Consider the following 15,999-nt stretch of genomic DNA (forward strand, 5'->3'; position numbering starts at 1 on the left):
GCTTACGGATCAAGAGGTCGCGTAAATTTTGTCCAAAAAGTAGCTGGTGCGCTGTTTCAAACGCAGTCTGTTTTGCAGAATATTGGGCAGTTGATCCGGCTTCAAGCACTGAATGATGTTGATATCCAGCGCTTCTCTGAGGTCAACGATGTCGCCCTCTTCCTCTCGGTTGTCGCTCAGCATTTGAATAAACGGCCGCAATGGTTGCTGTGGATTGGTCGAGAGCACGGTGGCTAGTTTTTGGTCTGATAATCGCACGATGCTGCCGGGTGGATAAATACCCAAACATTTAATAAAGCGACGCAGAATCGTTTGGTCAAACTGATGCCGTTGTTGGGCAAACATCACACTCAAAGCCTCATAAGGCGTTTTGGTATGTGCTGGGTTCGAGGGGTTGCACAGGTTGTCATACATATTGGCAATGATCAAAATATGTGACAGCGGGTCAATTTGATCGCAATGCAGGCCTTTAGGATAACCGCTACCATCGGCAAGCTCATGGTGTTGCGAGATCAATGTCAGGACTTTTCTCGGCACAGCCACATCGCGCAACATGTTCATACCTAGCAACACATGGGTTTGATAAATCGATGTTTCACGGACACTGAGCGGGTCTTTTTTTAGCAGAATTTTGTCACTGATCTGCCGTTTACCAATGTCGTGCAGCATGGCGGACATGCCCAAAATGACGGCATCTTCATCGCTAATATCCAAGTTTTTAGCCAAAAGCATAGCCACAACCAAGGTATTCAGTTCATGCTGAAAATGCTGATCGCCGATCCGGTGGCCATTCATCGCATGAATCGCAATGTCGCCTTCGGTCAATGTGCTGGTGACTAAGTCTTCGACCAGTGTCGAGGCCAATGCATAGGCTTGCTCAGGGCGCTCAGTCGACAGCTTCTGAATGTTTTTGACATCTGTGCTGGTCCGCATGAACTTCTGCTCGCTTTCAGCGATGGCTTGTCGTAGCGCTAGTTGTTTTTTCTGTGCCGGGCTCAACTCGGGGATAGCATCGATGATTTCCACTTTAGTTGCGGCTGTTTTTTTGAGTGGAAACTCAAGCACATTCTGCGAGGCGGCATTTTTAAGTGGCACCGTCGTGCTGCGCCTTGGGTCGTAACGCAGCTGCTTCAAGCCTAAAGACTTAATGGTCTCAATCTGCGCATCCTCGGTGATTTTGAAGTTACTCACCGAAAACGGATGATCCATCCATCCCAAGTCCAAATGAATATACAGACCGGCTTGCAGCTGATCTATGTCGATATAAAAAGTATCTGAAGCGTGATTAGGCATGGCGTTTTATTTTTCTTTGATTATTTAATACTAACAGTTGTACGAAATCGTCTGCGTTTACCGGATAGGCATACAAAAATCCCTGTGCGGTCTGGCAACCGAGCCGCTTTAAGAATTTTTCTTGCTCTTCGGTTTCGACCCCTTCGGCAACCACCGTAAATCCTAGCTGCGTTGCCATGGCATAAATCGCGCTGGTGATGGCAGCATCATCTTTGTCACCCGGCAAATCTTTGACAAAACTACGATCTATCTTGATCTGATCTAGCGGTAACCGCTTCAGGTGTGATAACGAGGAGTAGCCAGTGCCAAAGTCGTCGATGGCAATGCTCACGCCCAGTAGTTTTAACTGATTAAAGGTGTCGACCACATGCTGTGTATGTTGCATCAGGGTGCTTTCGGTGATTTCTAGCTCGATGATCGCAGGATCGCATTCACTTTCCATCAAAATGCCATACACCGTATCGGCAAACTTGCTTTTCATAATCTGCACACCCGACACATTAATCGCAATCTTTTTAAACTCGGGATGTTTTTTGTGCCAAGCGTGGGCTTGGCGCACCGCTTGGGCCAGCGCCCATTCGCCGATGCCTAAGATTAAGCCGGTTTCTTCCGCCAGCGGAATAAATTTGGCTGGTGAAATGATGCCCTGGGTGGGGTGCATCCAGCGTATCAGCGCTTCAGCACCGATAATGAGGCCTGTTTTCAGATCGATCTGTGCTTGATAGAACATCTTAAGCTGATTTTTAGTGAGTGCTTGACGTAACTCGGTTTCCAGCTGGAAGTGTTCAACCGCGTCGCGACTCAATGCCGCGTCATAGAATGAAATGTGGTTTTTACCGTTATTTTTCACCTGATACATGGCGAGATCTGCGGCTTTGATTAAGCTCTCCACATCCTGTCCATCTTGCGGATACATCGAAATACCGATACTGGCGCCGATAAAAATGTCATGGTGGTCAATCACAAACTCGTGCCTGAGTGCATCCAGAATGTCATGCGCTTTTTGTGCGGCATCTGCTTTGCCATGCAGGTTTTCGAGCAGAATAATAAATTCGTCGCCACCCAATCGGCCAACAATATCCGATTCACGCAAGGAAGCTCGCAGGCGATCCGTGACGCCCAGCAGCAACTGGTCACCGGTATAGTGGCCCAAGCTGTCGTTAATGTTCTTGAAGCGATCCAAATCGATGAACAGCACCGCTGCCTGTTGCTCATTGCGGCTGGCGCGTTGAATCGAATGCGTAAACAAGTGATGAATCAGTCTGCGGTTAGGTAGCCCCGTCAACGGGTCATGGTTGACCAGCGAGTTGAGCTGCGTTTGCGAACGCTTCATTTCAGTGATGTCGGCAAACACGCCCACATAATTGGTAATCACGTTTGCATGGTTACGCACCGCGGTAATGGTCATCCACTCGGTATAGGTGTCGCCATTTTTGCGGACATTTTCTATTTCGCCCGACCATTTGCCATGACGCTTGAGTGCGCCAAACAGCCCGCGCGGGCGCTGGCGGAAAATTTGTGGCTTACTGCCCAGCACTTCAGACTCGGCAAAGCCGGTGATCAAGGTGTAACCCTGATTGATGCCGACCAGCTCGCCGGCTGGGTTGACAATCATGATGCCCTCTGTGGTGCTGTCAAAGGCAATTTTAGCCAGTTTTAGATGCTTGCCGGTTTGTTCACGGTCAATCGCCACGCTTAAGGTGCGGCCAATCGCCATCAGTGAGCCTAGCTCTTGTGAGCTGGTGTTTTCGGCATCAAAACAACGCTCAATCACCATCGAGCCCCACCAGGCGTCATCAATCATCAATGGCACGATAACCAGATTTACCGTGTCATGCGATTTCAGCAAGGCACGCTCTGACTCAGGCAGGGTCAGCGCATCACACATCACTGGTTGCCCTTTCGATAGCAGGCTATACCAGCGCTGTAATTCGGGGGACAGGAAAGAAATTTTTTCCCAATGCGCATAGCTGGTATGAAAGCCGTTCATTGACCAATGGAACAGCGCTTTAGAACGCACATCCGTGGTCTTGCGGCTAGGGATGGTTTCATGTTGTAGCAACACGGCACGGCTAAAGCGGAACGATAAGCAGCATTGCTGCAGTACATTTTCGGCCACACTTTGCCAGCGCTCAGCGGAGTGCAACATCCAGTCACATGAAATCAGCGTGTCCAGCACAGCACTGCGGTTTAACAGCTGGGTTTGAATAAATTTTTGTTCACTGACATCGCGTGCAACCGTGATCAAGTGACTGGGCTGTTTTTTCGGATCATGGTAGGCGATTTTATTCACTTCTAGCGTTTTAAAACCACCCTGCGGCAAATGCACCAACTCTTCGTTATGATAGGCCTGCCCAGTTTGCCAAACTTGTTGGTCGGATTTTTCGTGGTGTTCAAAACTATTGCGGAAGACCGGATGTAAGGTGTCGGCAATTTGTAGATTGTTGAGGAACTGATAGTCAAAATCATCAATCTGAAACGTATTCAGCATTTGCTGGTTGGCCATCATCCAGCGATTGTCGTGGTCTTTGATGCAGATGAGGTCTGGGCTCATTTCAATCAGTGAGTGCACGATAGATTGCATATGTAACAGCTGATCGACCAGCGTGCGAGATTCTTCTTCCAGCATCAATCCCACGGCTCGGCGACCAGATTGTGGGTAAAACAAGCGGCATTTAAAATCGCGTTTTAAGCCTTGAAGTGTCAGACTAAGGTTGAGTTGGGTCTGTCCTGCTTTCATTGCTTGGGTGAGGGCTTGCCGAATTTCTTTGGCAAATCCGTCAGTCAGTGGCCCGAGCAGTTTGCTCGCAGAAGCGCTGATGGCTAGACACTGCGCCCGGCGATTGATGGCCAGCATAGGCGTATCCGGCATGGTGACTGCCAGAGGCTGCAACCATGCTGTGCTATGATGATCAAAAACTTGAGGTAAGGACATAGTTAAATCTGCTTCGTTGATTGATGCATTGTTGTGTTGCGGGTAAGTGGGTTATCGGCGCAAATGCTTGCAAACTTTAGCGACCTTAACGGTTGATAATTCAAGTGAAATTTTATGCTTTTGGGATGAAGTAATCATGACGATACGGCCGTGGACGATTCAGTGGTGTTGGGCCTGCGCGATGGTGGTGCTGCAATCGGTTGCAGTCCACGCCGTCGGCGCCGAATTTTCGCAGCCGTCGTTGGCAGTCAGTGTGGCTGCCGATGCCGCAGGGCGCGTATACCAGACACAGTTGCGGCAAGGTCAACTATGGCTGCTTAGCAGTGACGATGGGGGTAAGCATTTTAGCCGCGAGGTAGCGGTCAGCCCGCAGCAGCCCAAAGGTGGGGCAGTGGCTGAGGCCTCGCCTATAGTAGCTATCGGAGGGCCGGACGAGCTCTTTGTCAGTTGGACGGAGCGCTTGCCTAACCACCAAGCAGGAGATCTCTGGCTCGCCCGCTCAGGCGATGCGGGCAAGCATTTTGATCCGCCCTATCTCGTGCTGCAACATCAGGACGACATCGCCACGCGGTATGCCGCGATGCAAGCCACGGCTGACGGTAGTATCACGATTGCATGGCTGGATGCTCGCGACAAAGCTGCGAACCAGGCCTCCACTGGTGCCGCCATTTATTATGCGGTGTCTCGCGACCATGGCCAGCATTTTAGTCCCGAACAAAAGTTGGCTGAACATGGCTGTGAGTGCTGCGCGTTAGCCATGGCCAGCCAAGCAGACGGCACCGTGGCCTTATTGTGGCAGCATGTGTTTGACAATGCAGAGCGTGACCAAGCGATGGCTGAGATCCGAGCCACCGGCAAACCGATGGTGGTGCGCGCGAGCTATGGTCATTGGAAAATGGCTGGTTGTTCGTCATATGGGGCAGCCATTGCAGTGGGTGCGGGGTTTGGTTATCACTTGGCCTATTATGATGGGGCAGGTGAAAAGCCTGGCTTACGCATTGCGCGGATGGATGGTGAGGCATGGGTCACGTCGCCCCCAAGACGTTTTGGTGATGCGCAACGCAATGCGAATTTTCCGGCCCTAATGAGCGCTGGCGAACAAGTCTGGTTGGCTTGGCAAGAGCATGATAGTCATGGGGCTGATATTGTTGCGATGACCTCAGACGATGGCGGTAGGACCTGGGGCAACCCAGTGGTTATGCTGCACAGCTTGAGCAAATTAGACTATCCGCAATGGATTCAACTGCAAGGACAGGCCATATTGGTTTTGCACACGGCCGACAAAGGCTTGCAACTGCTGCCTTTTGTGCCCTAAGTAATACAAAATCAGCCACATTTGATCTACCTCTATTGAAAACGCAAAAACCCGCCGCATTATAGGGTTATCCCGCCTCGTCTGAGGCACCATTAAAATAATGAAAGGGTTTGCCATGCGTTTTGATAAACTCACCACCAAATTTCAACAGGCACTCGCCGATGCGCAAAGCATGGCTGTGGGTGCTGACCATCCCACCATAGAAGCGCCGCATTTGTTGCTGGCAATGCTCAATCAAGACGATAGCGGCGTGGCCGCCTTGTTATCGCGCGCAGGGGCGCAAGTGAGCGCGCTAAAAAACGGTTTGCAAGCCGCCATTGAGGCATTGCCTAAAGTGAGCGAAAACAGCGGCGATGTGGCGGTTTCGCGTGACCTGAATAACCTGTTAAATGTCACTGACAAACTCGCGCAAAAAAGTGGCGATAGCTACATTGCCAGTGAAATGTTTTTATTGGCCTTGGTCGACGACAAAGGGCACACCGGCAAATTACTCAAACAGCACGGCCTCAATAAAGCCGCGTTAGAGCAAGCCATTAAAGCCGTGCGTGGCAATGACGGCGTCAACAGCCAAGAAGCCGAGGGCCAACGCGAGGCGCTCAAAAAATATACTTTAGACCTGACTGAGCGGGCCCGTGCCGGCAAGCTGGACCCTGTGATTGGGCGAGATGATGAAATTCGCCGCGCGATTCAAGTGTTACAACGCCGCACTAAAAACAATCCGGTGCTGATTGGTGAGCCCGGTGTCGGCAAAACGGCCATCGTCGAAGGATTGGCGCAACGCATTGTCAACGGTGAGGTGCCTGATTCACTTAAAAATAAGAAAGTGCTCAGTTTGGATATGGCCTCTTTGTTGGCGGGGGCTAAATACCGTGGTGAATTTGAAGAGCGCTTGAAGTCTGTGCTGAAGGAGCTGGCGCAAGACGAAGGCCAAACCATTGTGTTTATTGATGAAATTCACACCATGGTCGGCGCCGGCAAAAGTGAGGGTGCGATGGATGCCGGCAATATGCTCAAACCCGCTTTAGCGCGCGGTGAGTTGCATTGTGTCGGTGCCACCACGCTCGACGAATATCGCAAATATATTGAAAAAGATGCTGCGCTTGAACGTCGGTTTCAAAAGGTATTGGTGGACGAGCCGAGTGTTGAAGCGACCATCGCCATTTTGCGTGGTTTACAGGAAAAATACGAGCTGCATCACGGGGTTGAAATTACCGACCCGGCCATTGTTGCTGCGGCAGAATTATCGCATCGCTACATCACGGACCGTTTCTTGCCCGATAAAGCGATTGACTTGATTGACGAGGCGGCTTCACGCATCAAGATGGAAATCGACTCCAAGCCTGAAGTGATGGATAAACTGGATCGGCGCTTGATTCAACTCAAAATTGAACGCGAAGCCGTGCGCCGCGAGAAGGACGAAGCCAGCCAGAAACGCTTTGGTTTGATTGAAGATGAGATTGCCAAACTTGAAAAAGAATACGCCGATCTTGACGAGGTTTGGAAAGCTGAAAAAGCGGCGGTACAAGGCTCTGCTGGGGTAAAAGAGGCGATTGAGAAAATCAAACTGGACATGGAAACTGCCACACGCAAAGGCGATTGGCAAAAGGTGTCTGAGCTACAGTATGGCAAGTTGCCTCAGCTCGAAGCCCAATTGAAGCAGGCCTCATCGGTCGAAGCACATGGCGTGGTTAAACATAAAATGTTGCGTACCGAGGTCGGGGCAGACGAAATCGCCGAGGTCGTCAGTCGGGCCACGGGGATTCCGGTCAGCAAAATGATGACCGGTGAGCGCGAAAAATTGCTCAATATGGAAGACCGTCTGCATGCACGTGTCGTCGGCCAGGACGAAGCCGTGCGGCTAGTATCGGATGCGATCCGCCGTTCACGTAGTGGATTGAGTGATCCAAACCGACCCTACGGCAGCTTTTTGTTTCTGGGGCCGACCGGCGTGGGTAAAACAGAGCTGTGTAAAGCGCTGGCTAGTTTTCTGTTTGACAGCGAAGATCACTTGGTACGCGTAGACATGAGTGAATTTATGGAGAAGCATTCGGTCTCCCGCCTGATTGGTGCCCCTCCGGGCTATGTCGGCTATGAGGAGGGCGGCACGCTAACCGAGGCTGTGCGTCGCAAACCCTATTCCGTTGTACTGCTGGATGAGGTTGAAAAAGCCCACCCGGATGTTTTCAATGTGTTGCTGCAAGTGCTGGATGATGGCCGATTAACCGATGGTCAGGGCCGCACCATCGACTTTAAAAACACCGTTATCATCATGACTTCCAATCTGGGTGGTCAGATGATTCAAAGCATGGCCGATCAGGATTATCAGGTGGTGAAACTGGCAGTGATGGGCGAAGTTAAAACGCACTTCAGGCCAGAATTCATCAACCGGATTGATGAGGTGGTGGTGTTTCATTCTCTGGGGGAAGCGCATGTGAAGTCGATTGCCAATATTCAGCTGCAGTTATTGGCCAAGCGCGTGACTGCCATGGATATGCACTTAGAGGTCAGCGATGCCGCCTTGGGTGAAATTGCCAATGCTGGTTTTGACCCGGTATATGGTGCGCGGCCATTAAAACGCGCTATCCAAAGTGAAATAGAGAATCCACTCGCCCGTGAAATTTTGGCCGGTCAGTTTGCGGCTAAAGATGTGATCCGCGTTGATTTTCAGGGTGGAAAAATGCAGTTTCGCAAGGGCTGATCGTTTGTTGCGTTGAATGAACCAGCGTAGCGATGAAAGGGTCATAGTGGTATGGCCCTTTCTTTTTTTATCGGGTGTAGAATGGAAATATGATGCCTACTTTTCACTTTTTGCGAGTCTTAATTGTCACGGGTTTATTGAGTATGCTAGCCGCTTGCGCCACGCAGCCCCCGCCACCGTTACAGATTGACCGTATTTCACCTGAGCAGCTATCGGCACTGGTGCCGCCTGCACAGTCATCGCTGAGTTTGCAGCAGGTGGTCGACATGAGCAAGCAAGGTAAAACGGATGCTGAAATCATTGAGGCCATCAAACAGTCGCAATCACGCTACTCGTTGACGCCCTCTGAGGTGCTAGATTGGCATCAGCAAGGCATCTCAAAAGGGGTGCTCGATTATATGCAGCAGGCCAATGCCTTGGCTGCGCAAAACGCAATCGCTGATGAAATCAATAAGCGCGAAAAAGCGCGCGTTGAGTCTGAAGCCAAGCTCAAACGCGAGCGCGACATGGCCAGATTGCGTAGCATGGACCCTTGGTTTTATGGCGGGCCGGGTTTTTACGGCGGCCCTTGGGGCTACCGCCCTTACTGGGGAGGCGGCTGGCGCTACTGGTAAAGTATTTGGGATGCAACGATCCCCGGTATAATGCGATTTTTATTTTGCTTGTCTCGGGAACGCTGCATGCGACAAAGCCACGAAACACTTTCTATCGAAGCGCAGGGACGTCGACTCTACGACATCACGCCGCAGGTGATGCAGTGGGTGCAACAGACGGGGATTGAACAGGGTTTACTCACGCTCTACATCCAACACACCTCTGCCAGTCTGTTGATCAACGAAAATTACGACGGCGATGTGCTGGTCGATCTCGAAGCTTTTTTCAACCGCTTAGTGCCAGATGGGGATGCATTGTTTATTCACACCGTCGAAGGCCCTGACGATATGCCTGCGCATGTGCGCACGGCACTTACCCAGACCAGCTTGTCTATTCCGGTGTTGCAAGGCAAAGTCGCCTTGGGCCAATGGCAAGGCATTTTCTTGTTTGAGCACCGCCACTTGCCTGCGCACCGTCGAGTGCTCATGCATGTGATCGGCGCGTAATTTATTGTTTTTTTGGATTGAAGCAGCGTGTAATGAAGTTTTTTGTGAATGTGTGGTGTGTCGTGTGTGTGTTGGGTTTAGTGGCTTGTGAGGGCGAACAGTCCTCGACTAACGACCCTGTCGTGAGCCAGCCCGAGGCGGTCGTCAGCACCGGTGAGGCCCCGCCCGCGAGTGCCGGCGGTTATACGCCAACGGCTAATGAACATGTGCCTGGGATTACCATGTCGCAAGCGGCATTGGATCAAATATATGCCGAAGCCAAGCGCAATATGCCACTCCCTGTGATTCCGGACGACGCTCAAGCCCCCTAGTGGCTTTTATCTATCTAATCTGAAACCTAGCACCTGTTAACGCACGCTGCTCCATTGCAACGGATCAAAAGGAATGCTGTTTCGGCGCAACTCGTAATAGACGCCATTTTCAGCATTGCCGCCACTGTTGCCAACCGCGGCAATCGTATCTCCAGATTTGACACTTTGCCCGGCGCCCTTATACAAGGCCTCATTATTGCCATATAAGCTCATATAGCCATTGCCATGGTCGATCACAATCAGGTTGCCAAAGCCGCGCATCCAATCAGCAAACACCACTTGACCCCCGGCCACCGATTTCACTTCACCGCCTTCTTGGGCGCGGATGAAAATGCCTTTCCAGCTCACGCCGGTATCCTTACGCGCAGTGCCAAACCGGTTAATCACATCGCCGCGCACCGGTAGCCGCAAGCGGCCGCGCAGTTGTGCAAAGTTTTCTTTGATTGCACTGTATTCGGGCAAGGTTTCGTTTTTAGCGACCACGGTACTGTTTTGATTGGCGGGCTCGCTCTCATCCACATTGGTTTGTGGTGCGCGCTCAGAGGTACGGCCGCCGGTTTTTTTCTTGCGCGCCAATTCGGCAGCTTTTTTGGCGGCTACTTCTTTTTCGCGTTTGGCTTTTGCAATCGCTTCCTGCTCGCGTTTCTTGGCCTCAGCCAGCAGACGCTGGAACAACTGCGACAACGCTTCTTCGTCTTTTTTCAGACGTGACATTTGCTGCTCTTGCGTTTCAATTTGTTTGGAGAGCTCATTGAGCACCTCCGTTCGGCGTGACTTTTCACCCTCTAGTTTTTGGGTGGTTTCACTGTATTGACTGGCTAGACGTTCGGTTTCATGCAATTGTTCGGTGGTCGCCGCACGCACACGGTCAATCGCCTCTTGATTGTTTTGCAGCGTTTGAATCTGTTGTTGATGCGCTGCAGTCAAATAGCCCAGATAAGCCAGGTTGCGCGAAGTGTTGGCTGGATCTTGCTGTTGGAGCAGCATTTGCAACGGGCCATTGTTGCCGTGACGATATTGCTGATTGAGCTGCTGGCTGAGGGATTGGCGCTGCTGATTCACTTGCCGCTGCAGCAGCGACATCTGCTTTTGCAAATCTTGTAACTTGCTGCGGTTTTCGAGTTGCGCTTCTTGAATGTCGTGCAATTTTTTGCGCGAGCTGCTAATCGCAGTTTCTGACGCTTTAAGGGCTTCATGCGCATCCTGTTTGGCGACGCGCGAAGCCTTGAGCGCATTGGCCAGTTGCTGGATTTTTTCTTTGACCTGCTCCAGATCGCCTTTGGTGCTCTCTGTTTTGTCGCTAGAGGCGGCCACAGCCAGCAACGGGGCTGTGCTGATCCAGCAAGCTAAGCAGCCCATCAGGCAGGCCAGCCCGCATCGTTTTAACCGCGCATAAAAAACATTCATCAATTCAGACATGCGCCATTCCAGCCCACTTAGGCCGCTGCATGCAGGGTGATCAGGTTTTTGCCAGTCATTTCAGCCGGTTGCGGGATGCCCATCAATGATAACAAGGTCGGCGCAATGTCAGACAAAGCGCCTTCAGCGCGGATGCTGCCTGCACGGCCAATGTAGATGAATGGCACTAGGTTGGTGGTGTGTTGGGTATGTGCTTGGTCACTGGTGTGATCAAACATGCTCTCTGCGTTGCCATGATCGGCAGTAATAATTACTTCAGCCCCAACCGCCTGCGCTGCTGCCACTACTTGGCCCACACAGCGATCCAATGTTTCAACGGCTTGAATGGCCGCTTGCAGGTTGCCAGTATGCCCCACCATGTCCCCGTTCGCATAATTGCAGATCACGGCATGGTATTGCTGTGACGTAATGGCGGCCACCAGTTTGTCGGTCACTTCCTGCGCACTCATTTCGGGTTGCAAATCATAGGTGGCGACTTTGGGGGAGGGCACCAAAATACGATCTTCTCCGGCAAACACGGTTTCTTCCCCACCGTTAAAGAAAAACGTCACATGTGGATATTTTTCAGTTTCTGCAATCCGAAGTTGTTTGAGGCCCAATTTTGAAACGTACTCGCCAAAGGTGTTCGGCACGCTGTAAGGGGCAAACACGGGTTCTGCCAGCGTTTGATTTTTGTCGTATTGCGTCAGGGTAAAGTAATGGCTGAAGTGCGGAACACGACTCCGTTCGAAGCCGCTGAACGCTGGATTGAGCAGCGCATCGGTCAGTTGACGGGCGCGGTCACTTCTAAAATTCATAAATACCAAGCAATCGCCATCTTCCATGCGCACCGGGGCTGCATCGGCAGCGTGGATGGCGGTGCATTTGACGAACTCATCGCTTTCGTCACGTGCATACGCTTGCTGCAGTGCCGTCAAGCTATCTGGCGCTACATAATCCGCCTGGCCATTCACCAATAATTCATAGGCGACCGACACCCGCTCCCAGCGTTTGTCTCTGTCCATGCCATAAAAACGTCCGCCAACAGAGGCCACGCTGCCTACGCCTACAGCCTGCAGGTGGTTTTCCAAGGCTTGCAGATAAGGGAGCGCACTTTTTGGTGGTGTATCGCGGCCATCCAGAAACGCATGCACATAGACTTTGTGTAATCCTTGCTGCTTCGCCATCTCGATGATGGCGTGAATGTGCGGTTGGTAGCTATGCACACCGCCATCCGATAACAGGCCAAGAATATGCAAGGCTTTATCGTTGGCCTTCAGTGCCTGCATGGCATTGACTAAAGCAGGCAATTGATAGAACTCACCCGAGCGAATGCTGTTATTAATTCGCTCAAAGTCTTGAAACACAATACGGCCAGCCCCAATATTCAAATGACCGACTTCAGAGTTGCCCATTTGCCCGTCAGGCAATCCAACATAATGTTCAGACGCGTTGATCAGTCCGTGCGGATAGGTGGCGGTCAGTTGGTCCAAGTTTGGCGTATTGGCTTGCAACACGGCATTAAACTCAGTGGTCTCGCTGTGGCCGAAACCATCGAGGATCAGCAATATGACAGGTTTGATTGACATGGCTAACAGTCTTTAAATGGGTGACGGAACGTCACATGAATGAATTCGTCTATTATAATCGCAACCGCAGGCGACGCATACCCGAAGGGGCGTTCGCGCTGTGAAACAACAAATCTAAAGGGCGGGCTAACAGTGGAGTTTCTTAAACAAAATGTGTTGTTAATCGGGTTGGCGATTGGATCTGGTCTGACGTTGTTATGGCCGATGCTCAGTCGCTCAGTCGCCGGGATCAGTGCCCTATCGGTGACCGAAGCGGTGATGCTGATGAATCGCAAGTCTGCGCTGGTGCTCGATGTGCGTGATGCGGAAGAATTCGCGCAGGGTCACTTGCAAGGGGCGCGTCATGTGCCACTCGCGCAACTGGGCGCTAGCCTCAACACGTTGGAAAAATACCGAGACAAGCCCGTCTTGCTCGTTTGCCAGCGCGGCAATCGTGCCCGCACGGCCGCCAAATTGCTCAAAGCGCAACAATTTACCCAATTGCATGTACTCAAAGGCGGCATGCAAGACTGGCTGGCCGCCAATATGCCCACCAGCAAATAGCCGTCAAAAAATCATTTTTTAAGGAATCTTATGGCTAAAGTAGTGATGTACACCTCAGCAGTTTGCCCTTATTGCATCAATGCTGAACGCTTGTTGAAAAATAAGGGCGTGACCGAGATTGAGAAAATTCGTGTGGATTTGCAGCCGGAATTACGCGCTGAAATGATGGAAAAAACTGGCCGTCGCACAGTGCCGCAGATTTTTATCAACGAACACCATGTGGGCGGCTTTGATGACTTGCATGCGCTGGATGTAAAAGGTGGGCTGGAGCCGCTGTTGGCGGGGTAAGTGTCAGCGTTTTTTGTCACAAAAAACACATAGTCAGGCCGGGGTTGTCCGGTTAGAATAGCGGCTTTGTGGTTAGATAACTTTAAGGATAATTCATGGCTCAGGATTCACAAAACCAAACAGAACAAAACGCAGCACCGATTTTTAGCATTGAAAAATTATATGTGCATGATGCTTCAATCGAAGTGCCAAACGCACCTGCCATTTTTACTGAGCGCACCACGCCACAAATCAATGTGGAGTTAGGCAACAACGCGCAGCAAATCGAAGAAGGCATTTTCAATGTTTCTATCAAAGTCACCGTGACTGCGAAAATTGAAGACAAAACGGCGTTTTTGGTTGAAGTGACGCAATCTGGTATTTTCGCCATCCGCAATGTGCCGCAAGAAAACATGGAGCCAATCTTGGCTGTGGCTTGCCCGAACATTTTGTTCCCTTATGCTCGCGAAGCAATTTCTGACATGGTCACGCGCGCAGGCTTCATGCCAGTGCTGTTGAATCCAATCAACTTTGAAGCGCTCTACCTGCAACAGCAGCAGCAAGCTGCACAAGCAGCTGGCGCGCCTAACTAATTGATCATCTTTGACACACTGGTGCCCTCACCAGTGTGCTGTCTGGATACCCACCATGAGTAAGGTCGCAGTTCTTGGAGCCGGTGCCTGGGGCACGGCGCTTGCCATGCACATCGCGCTGCAGCACGATGTGGTGTTGTGGGCGCGCAATAGCGGGCACGTTTCTGGCATGCGCAAAGCGCGCGCCAATCCACTCTATCTGGGTGACTTTACTTTTCCGCAACGGCTGACGGTAGAAGACGACTTGCCGACGGCAGTCGCGGGGGCTGACCTGATTTTATCGGTGGTGCCGACCGCGGGCTTCAGGCCGATTCTGCAACAATTGAAAGCGTTAGGGATTCAGCAACCCCTGATCTGGGCGAACAAGGGCTTGGAGCCACAAACCGCTAAATTGCCGTTTGAGGTTGCCCAAGATGAATTAGGCGCAGACTATCCTTGGGGCGTGTTGAGCGGCCCGAGCTTTGCGGCGGAATTAGTACGCGGTTTACCCACGGCGATCACCCTCGCAGCCAATCATCGCGCACTTGCCCAGCAAGCCGCACAGCTGGTGCACGGTGGGTGTTTGCGTGTGTACGACAGTGTCGATGTGGTGGGTGCTTCGGTGGGTGGCGCGGTGAAAAACGTCATGGCCATCGCAGCGGGTATATCAGATGGTATGGGTTTTGGTAACAATGCGCGTGCGGCGATGATTACCCGTGGCCTGGCAGAAATCACGCGTTTTGGCATGGCCTTGGGCGCCAAAGCTGAAACCTTTATGGGCCTGGCAGGGGCGGGTGACTTGATTTTAACCTGTACCGGGCAATATTCGCGCAACCGTGAAGTGGGTTTGCAACTGGCGTCTGGAAAGTCACTCGAAAGTATCTTGGCGGGCTTGGGACATGTGGCTGAAGGGGTAAACACCGCGCGAGAAGTGATGCGCCGTGCCGAAACGATCGGGGTAGAAATGCCGATTACTTTCGAGGTGAATCAATTGCTGACTAATCAGAAATCGGCGCAAGCCGCTGTGAGCGCATTGTTGGGTCGTGGTCAGCGCCAAGAATCCGTTTAATGCTTTATTGCGTTGCAAAAAAAACCAGACGCATCAGTCTGGTTTTTTTATGGGGCTACTATTTATGGCATCAGAATTATTCGATGGCTAATAACTCAACCGCAAATACCAAGGTGGCATCTGGGCCAATCACTGGGCCGCTACCGCTCGCCCCGTAAGCTAAGTTGGATGGAATTGTCAGCTCAAATTTGCTGCCAACGTTCATCAATTGCAAACCCTCTACCCAACCTGCAATCACGCCGGTCACTGGGAACACAATCGGCTCACCGCGTTCATAAGAGCTATCGAACACGGTGCCATCAATCAACGTGCCATGATAGTGTACCTTCACGCGGTCTTTGGTTGTTGGTTTCGCACCATCGCCAGCCACCAGTTGTTTGTATTGCAAGCCACTCGCCGTTGTAGTGACGCCTTCTTTTTTAGCATTGTCTGCTAGATAGGCAGCGCCTGCGGCTTGGTTTTGTGCTGACTGCGCAGACTGTGCCGCGCGTTGTTTTTCTTGGCTTTCTTTTTGCACTTGCTCAACAGCACTGCGCTTGTCTGCATCGCTCAAGCGCGATGAATTGCCAGCCACGACATCGTTAACAGCCAGGACGAGCGCATCGGTGTCGATCTCCAGACCGTCGTTTTTCAGTTGGTGCGCCAGGTTTTCACCCACGATATAGCTTAAACGTTGAGTGAGTGAATCTAATGGATTTGCCATGGTGTGATCTTTCTTGATTGAAATAGACGTCCAGCCGGACGTAAGTTTGAACCCGTTATTATGACGGAGACTGGTGGATAAAACAAAACCCGCCAAAGCGGGTTTTGTTTTTGAGGTACTTTGTCAGTACATTTCAACTTCATTACAAAGGTGAAGCTTGGCGGAGAGACATTGTCCACACCTCCACCCAACACCGATGCGGTGAA

14 protein-coding genes are annotated in these 15,999 nt (G+C 51.4%); 9 read left to right on the top strand and 5 right to left on the bottom strand.

Going from position 1 to position 15,999, the window contains the following annotated elements:
- Positions 1-9: 9 nt before the first annotated feature.
- A complete protein-coding gene (locus FIT99_RS02690) occupies positions 10-1,293 on the bottom strand; it encodes an HD-GYP domain-containing protein (protein ID WP_140002709.1) in 1,284 nt (427 codons plus the stop codon).
- A complete protein-coding gene (locus FIT99_RS02695; RefSeq protein ID WP_140002712.1) occupies positions 1,286-4,228 on the bottom strand; it encodes an EAL domain-containing protein in 2,943 nt (980 codons plus the stop codon). Before FIT99_RS02695 ends, FIT99_RS02690 begins: the two co-directional genes overlap by 8 nt.
- A gap of 136 nt (positions 4,229-4,364) precedes the next feature.
- On the opposite strand from FIT99_RS02695, the gene FIT99_RS02700 reads away from it, so the two are divergent.
- From FIT99_RS02700 to FIT99_RS02720, 5 genes are all read left to right on the top strand, one after another.
- Complete coding sequence (locus tag FIT99_RS02700; protein WP_140002715.1) at positions 4,365-5,543, top strand: sialidase family protein; 1,179 nt, start codon at positions 4,365-4,367, stop codon at positions 5,541-5,543.
- Between the two features lie 115 nt (positions 5,544-5,658).
- Positions 5,659-8,241, top strand: coding sequence for an ATP-dependent chaperone ClpB (clpB, locus tag FIT99_RS02705; protein WP_140002717.1), 2,583 nt, complete (start codon positions 5,659-5,661; stop codon positions 8,239-8,241).
- A gap of 89 nt (positions 8,242-8,330) precedes the next feature.
- Entirely contained in the window at positions 8,331-8,855 is a 525-nt protein-coding gene (locus FIT99_RS02710) for a hypothetical protein (RefSeq protein ID WP_223261248.1), read from the top strand.
- 66 nt (positions 8,856-8,921) lie between these two features.
- Positions 8,922-9,341 (top strand): secondary thiamine-phosphate synthase enzyme YjbQ, encoded by a 420-nt coding sequence (locus FIT99_RS02715; protein WP_140002720.1) that lies wholly within the window; start codon positions 8,922-8,924, stop codon positions 9,339-9,341.
- Positions 9,342-9,373: 32 nt separating this feature from the next.
- Positions 9,374-9,652: a hypothetical protein gene (locus FIT99_RS02720; RefSeq protein WP_140002723.1), complete on the top strand. Its 279-nt coding sequence runs from the start codon at positions 9,374-9,376 to the stop codon at positions 9,650-9,652.
- 36 nt (positions 9,653-9,688) lie between these two features.
- On the opposite strand, the gene FIT99_RS02725 is transcribed toward FIT99_RS02720, so the two are convergent.
- Together FIT99_RS02725 and gpmI are read right to left on the bottom strand one after the other, a co-directional pair.
- Complete coding sequence (locus tag FIT99_RS02725) at positions 9,689-11,071, bottom strand: murein hydrolase activator EnvC family protein (RefSeq protein ID WP_223261249.1); 1,383 nt, start codon at positions 11,069-11,071, stop codon at positions 9,689-9,691.
- Between the two features lie 17 nt (positions 11,072-11,088).
- Entirely contained in the window at positions 11,089-12,639 is a 1,551-nt protein-coding gene (gene gpmI, locus FIT99_RS02730; protein WP_140002726.1) for a 2,3-bisphosphoglycerate-independent phosphoglycerate mutase, read from the bottom strand.
- A 132-nt stretch (positions 12,640-12,771) separates the two neighbouring features.
- On the opposite strand from gpmI, the gene FIT99_RS02735 reads away from it, so the two are divergent.
- The 4 genes from FIT99_RS02735 (at position 12,772) to FIT99_RS02750 (ending at position 15,090) form a co-directional block, all read left to right on the top strand.
- Positions 12,772-13,182 carry a rhodanese-like domain-containing protein gene (locus FIT99_RS02735; protein WP_140002729.1) on the top strand — a complete coding sequence of 137 codons (411 nt, stop codon included), beginning with the start codon at positions 12,772-12,774 and terminating at the stop codon, positions 13,180-13,182.
- Positions 13,183-13,212: 30 nt separating this feature from the next.
- The gene (gene grxC / locus FIT99_RS02740; protein WP_140002731.1) at positions 13,213-13,470 is read left to right on the top strand and encodes a glutaredoxin 3; all 258 of its coding nucleotides are present in this window, start codon (positions 13,213-13,215) and stop codon (positions 13,468-13,470) included.
- Between the two features lie 95 nt (positions 13,471-13,565).
- Entirely contained in the window at positions 13,566-14,042 is a 477-nt protein-coding gene (gene secB / locus FIT99_RS02745) for a protein-export chaperone SecB (protein ID WP_140002734.1), read from the top strand.
- Between the two features lie 55 nt (positions 14,043-14,097).
- Positions 14,098-15,090 (top strand): NAD(P)H-dependent glycerol-3-phosphate dehydrogenase, encoded by a 993-nt coding sequence (locus FIT99_RS02750; protein ID WP_140002737.1) that lies wholly within the window; start codon positions 14,098-14,100, stop codon positions 15,088-15,090.
- 76 nt (positions 15,091-15,166) lie between these two features.
- On the opposite strand, the gene FIT99_RS02755 is transcribed toward FIT99_RS02750, so the two are convergent.
- Positions 15,167-15,793 carry an FKBP-type peptidyl-prolyl cis-trans isomerase gene (locus FIT99_RS02755; protein WP_140002740.1) on the bottom strand — a complete coding sequence of 209 codons (627 nt, stop codon included), beginning with the start codon at positions 15,791-15,793 and terminating at the stop codon, positions 15,167-15,169.
- Between the last annotated feature and the right edge of the window lie 206 nt (positions 15,794-15,999).

It is taken from the genome of Methylophilus medardicus, from assembly GCF_006363955.1.
Lineage (GTDB): Bacteria > Pseudomonadota > Gammaproteobacteria > Burkholderiales > Methylophilaceae > Methylophilus > Methylophilus medardensis.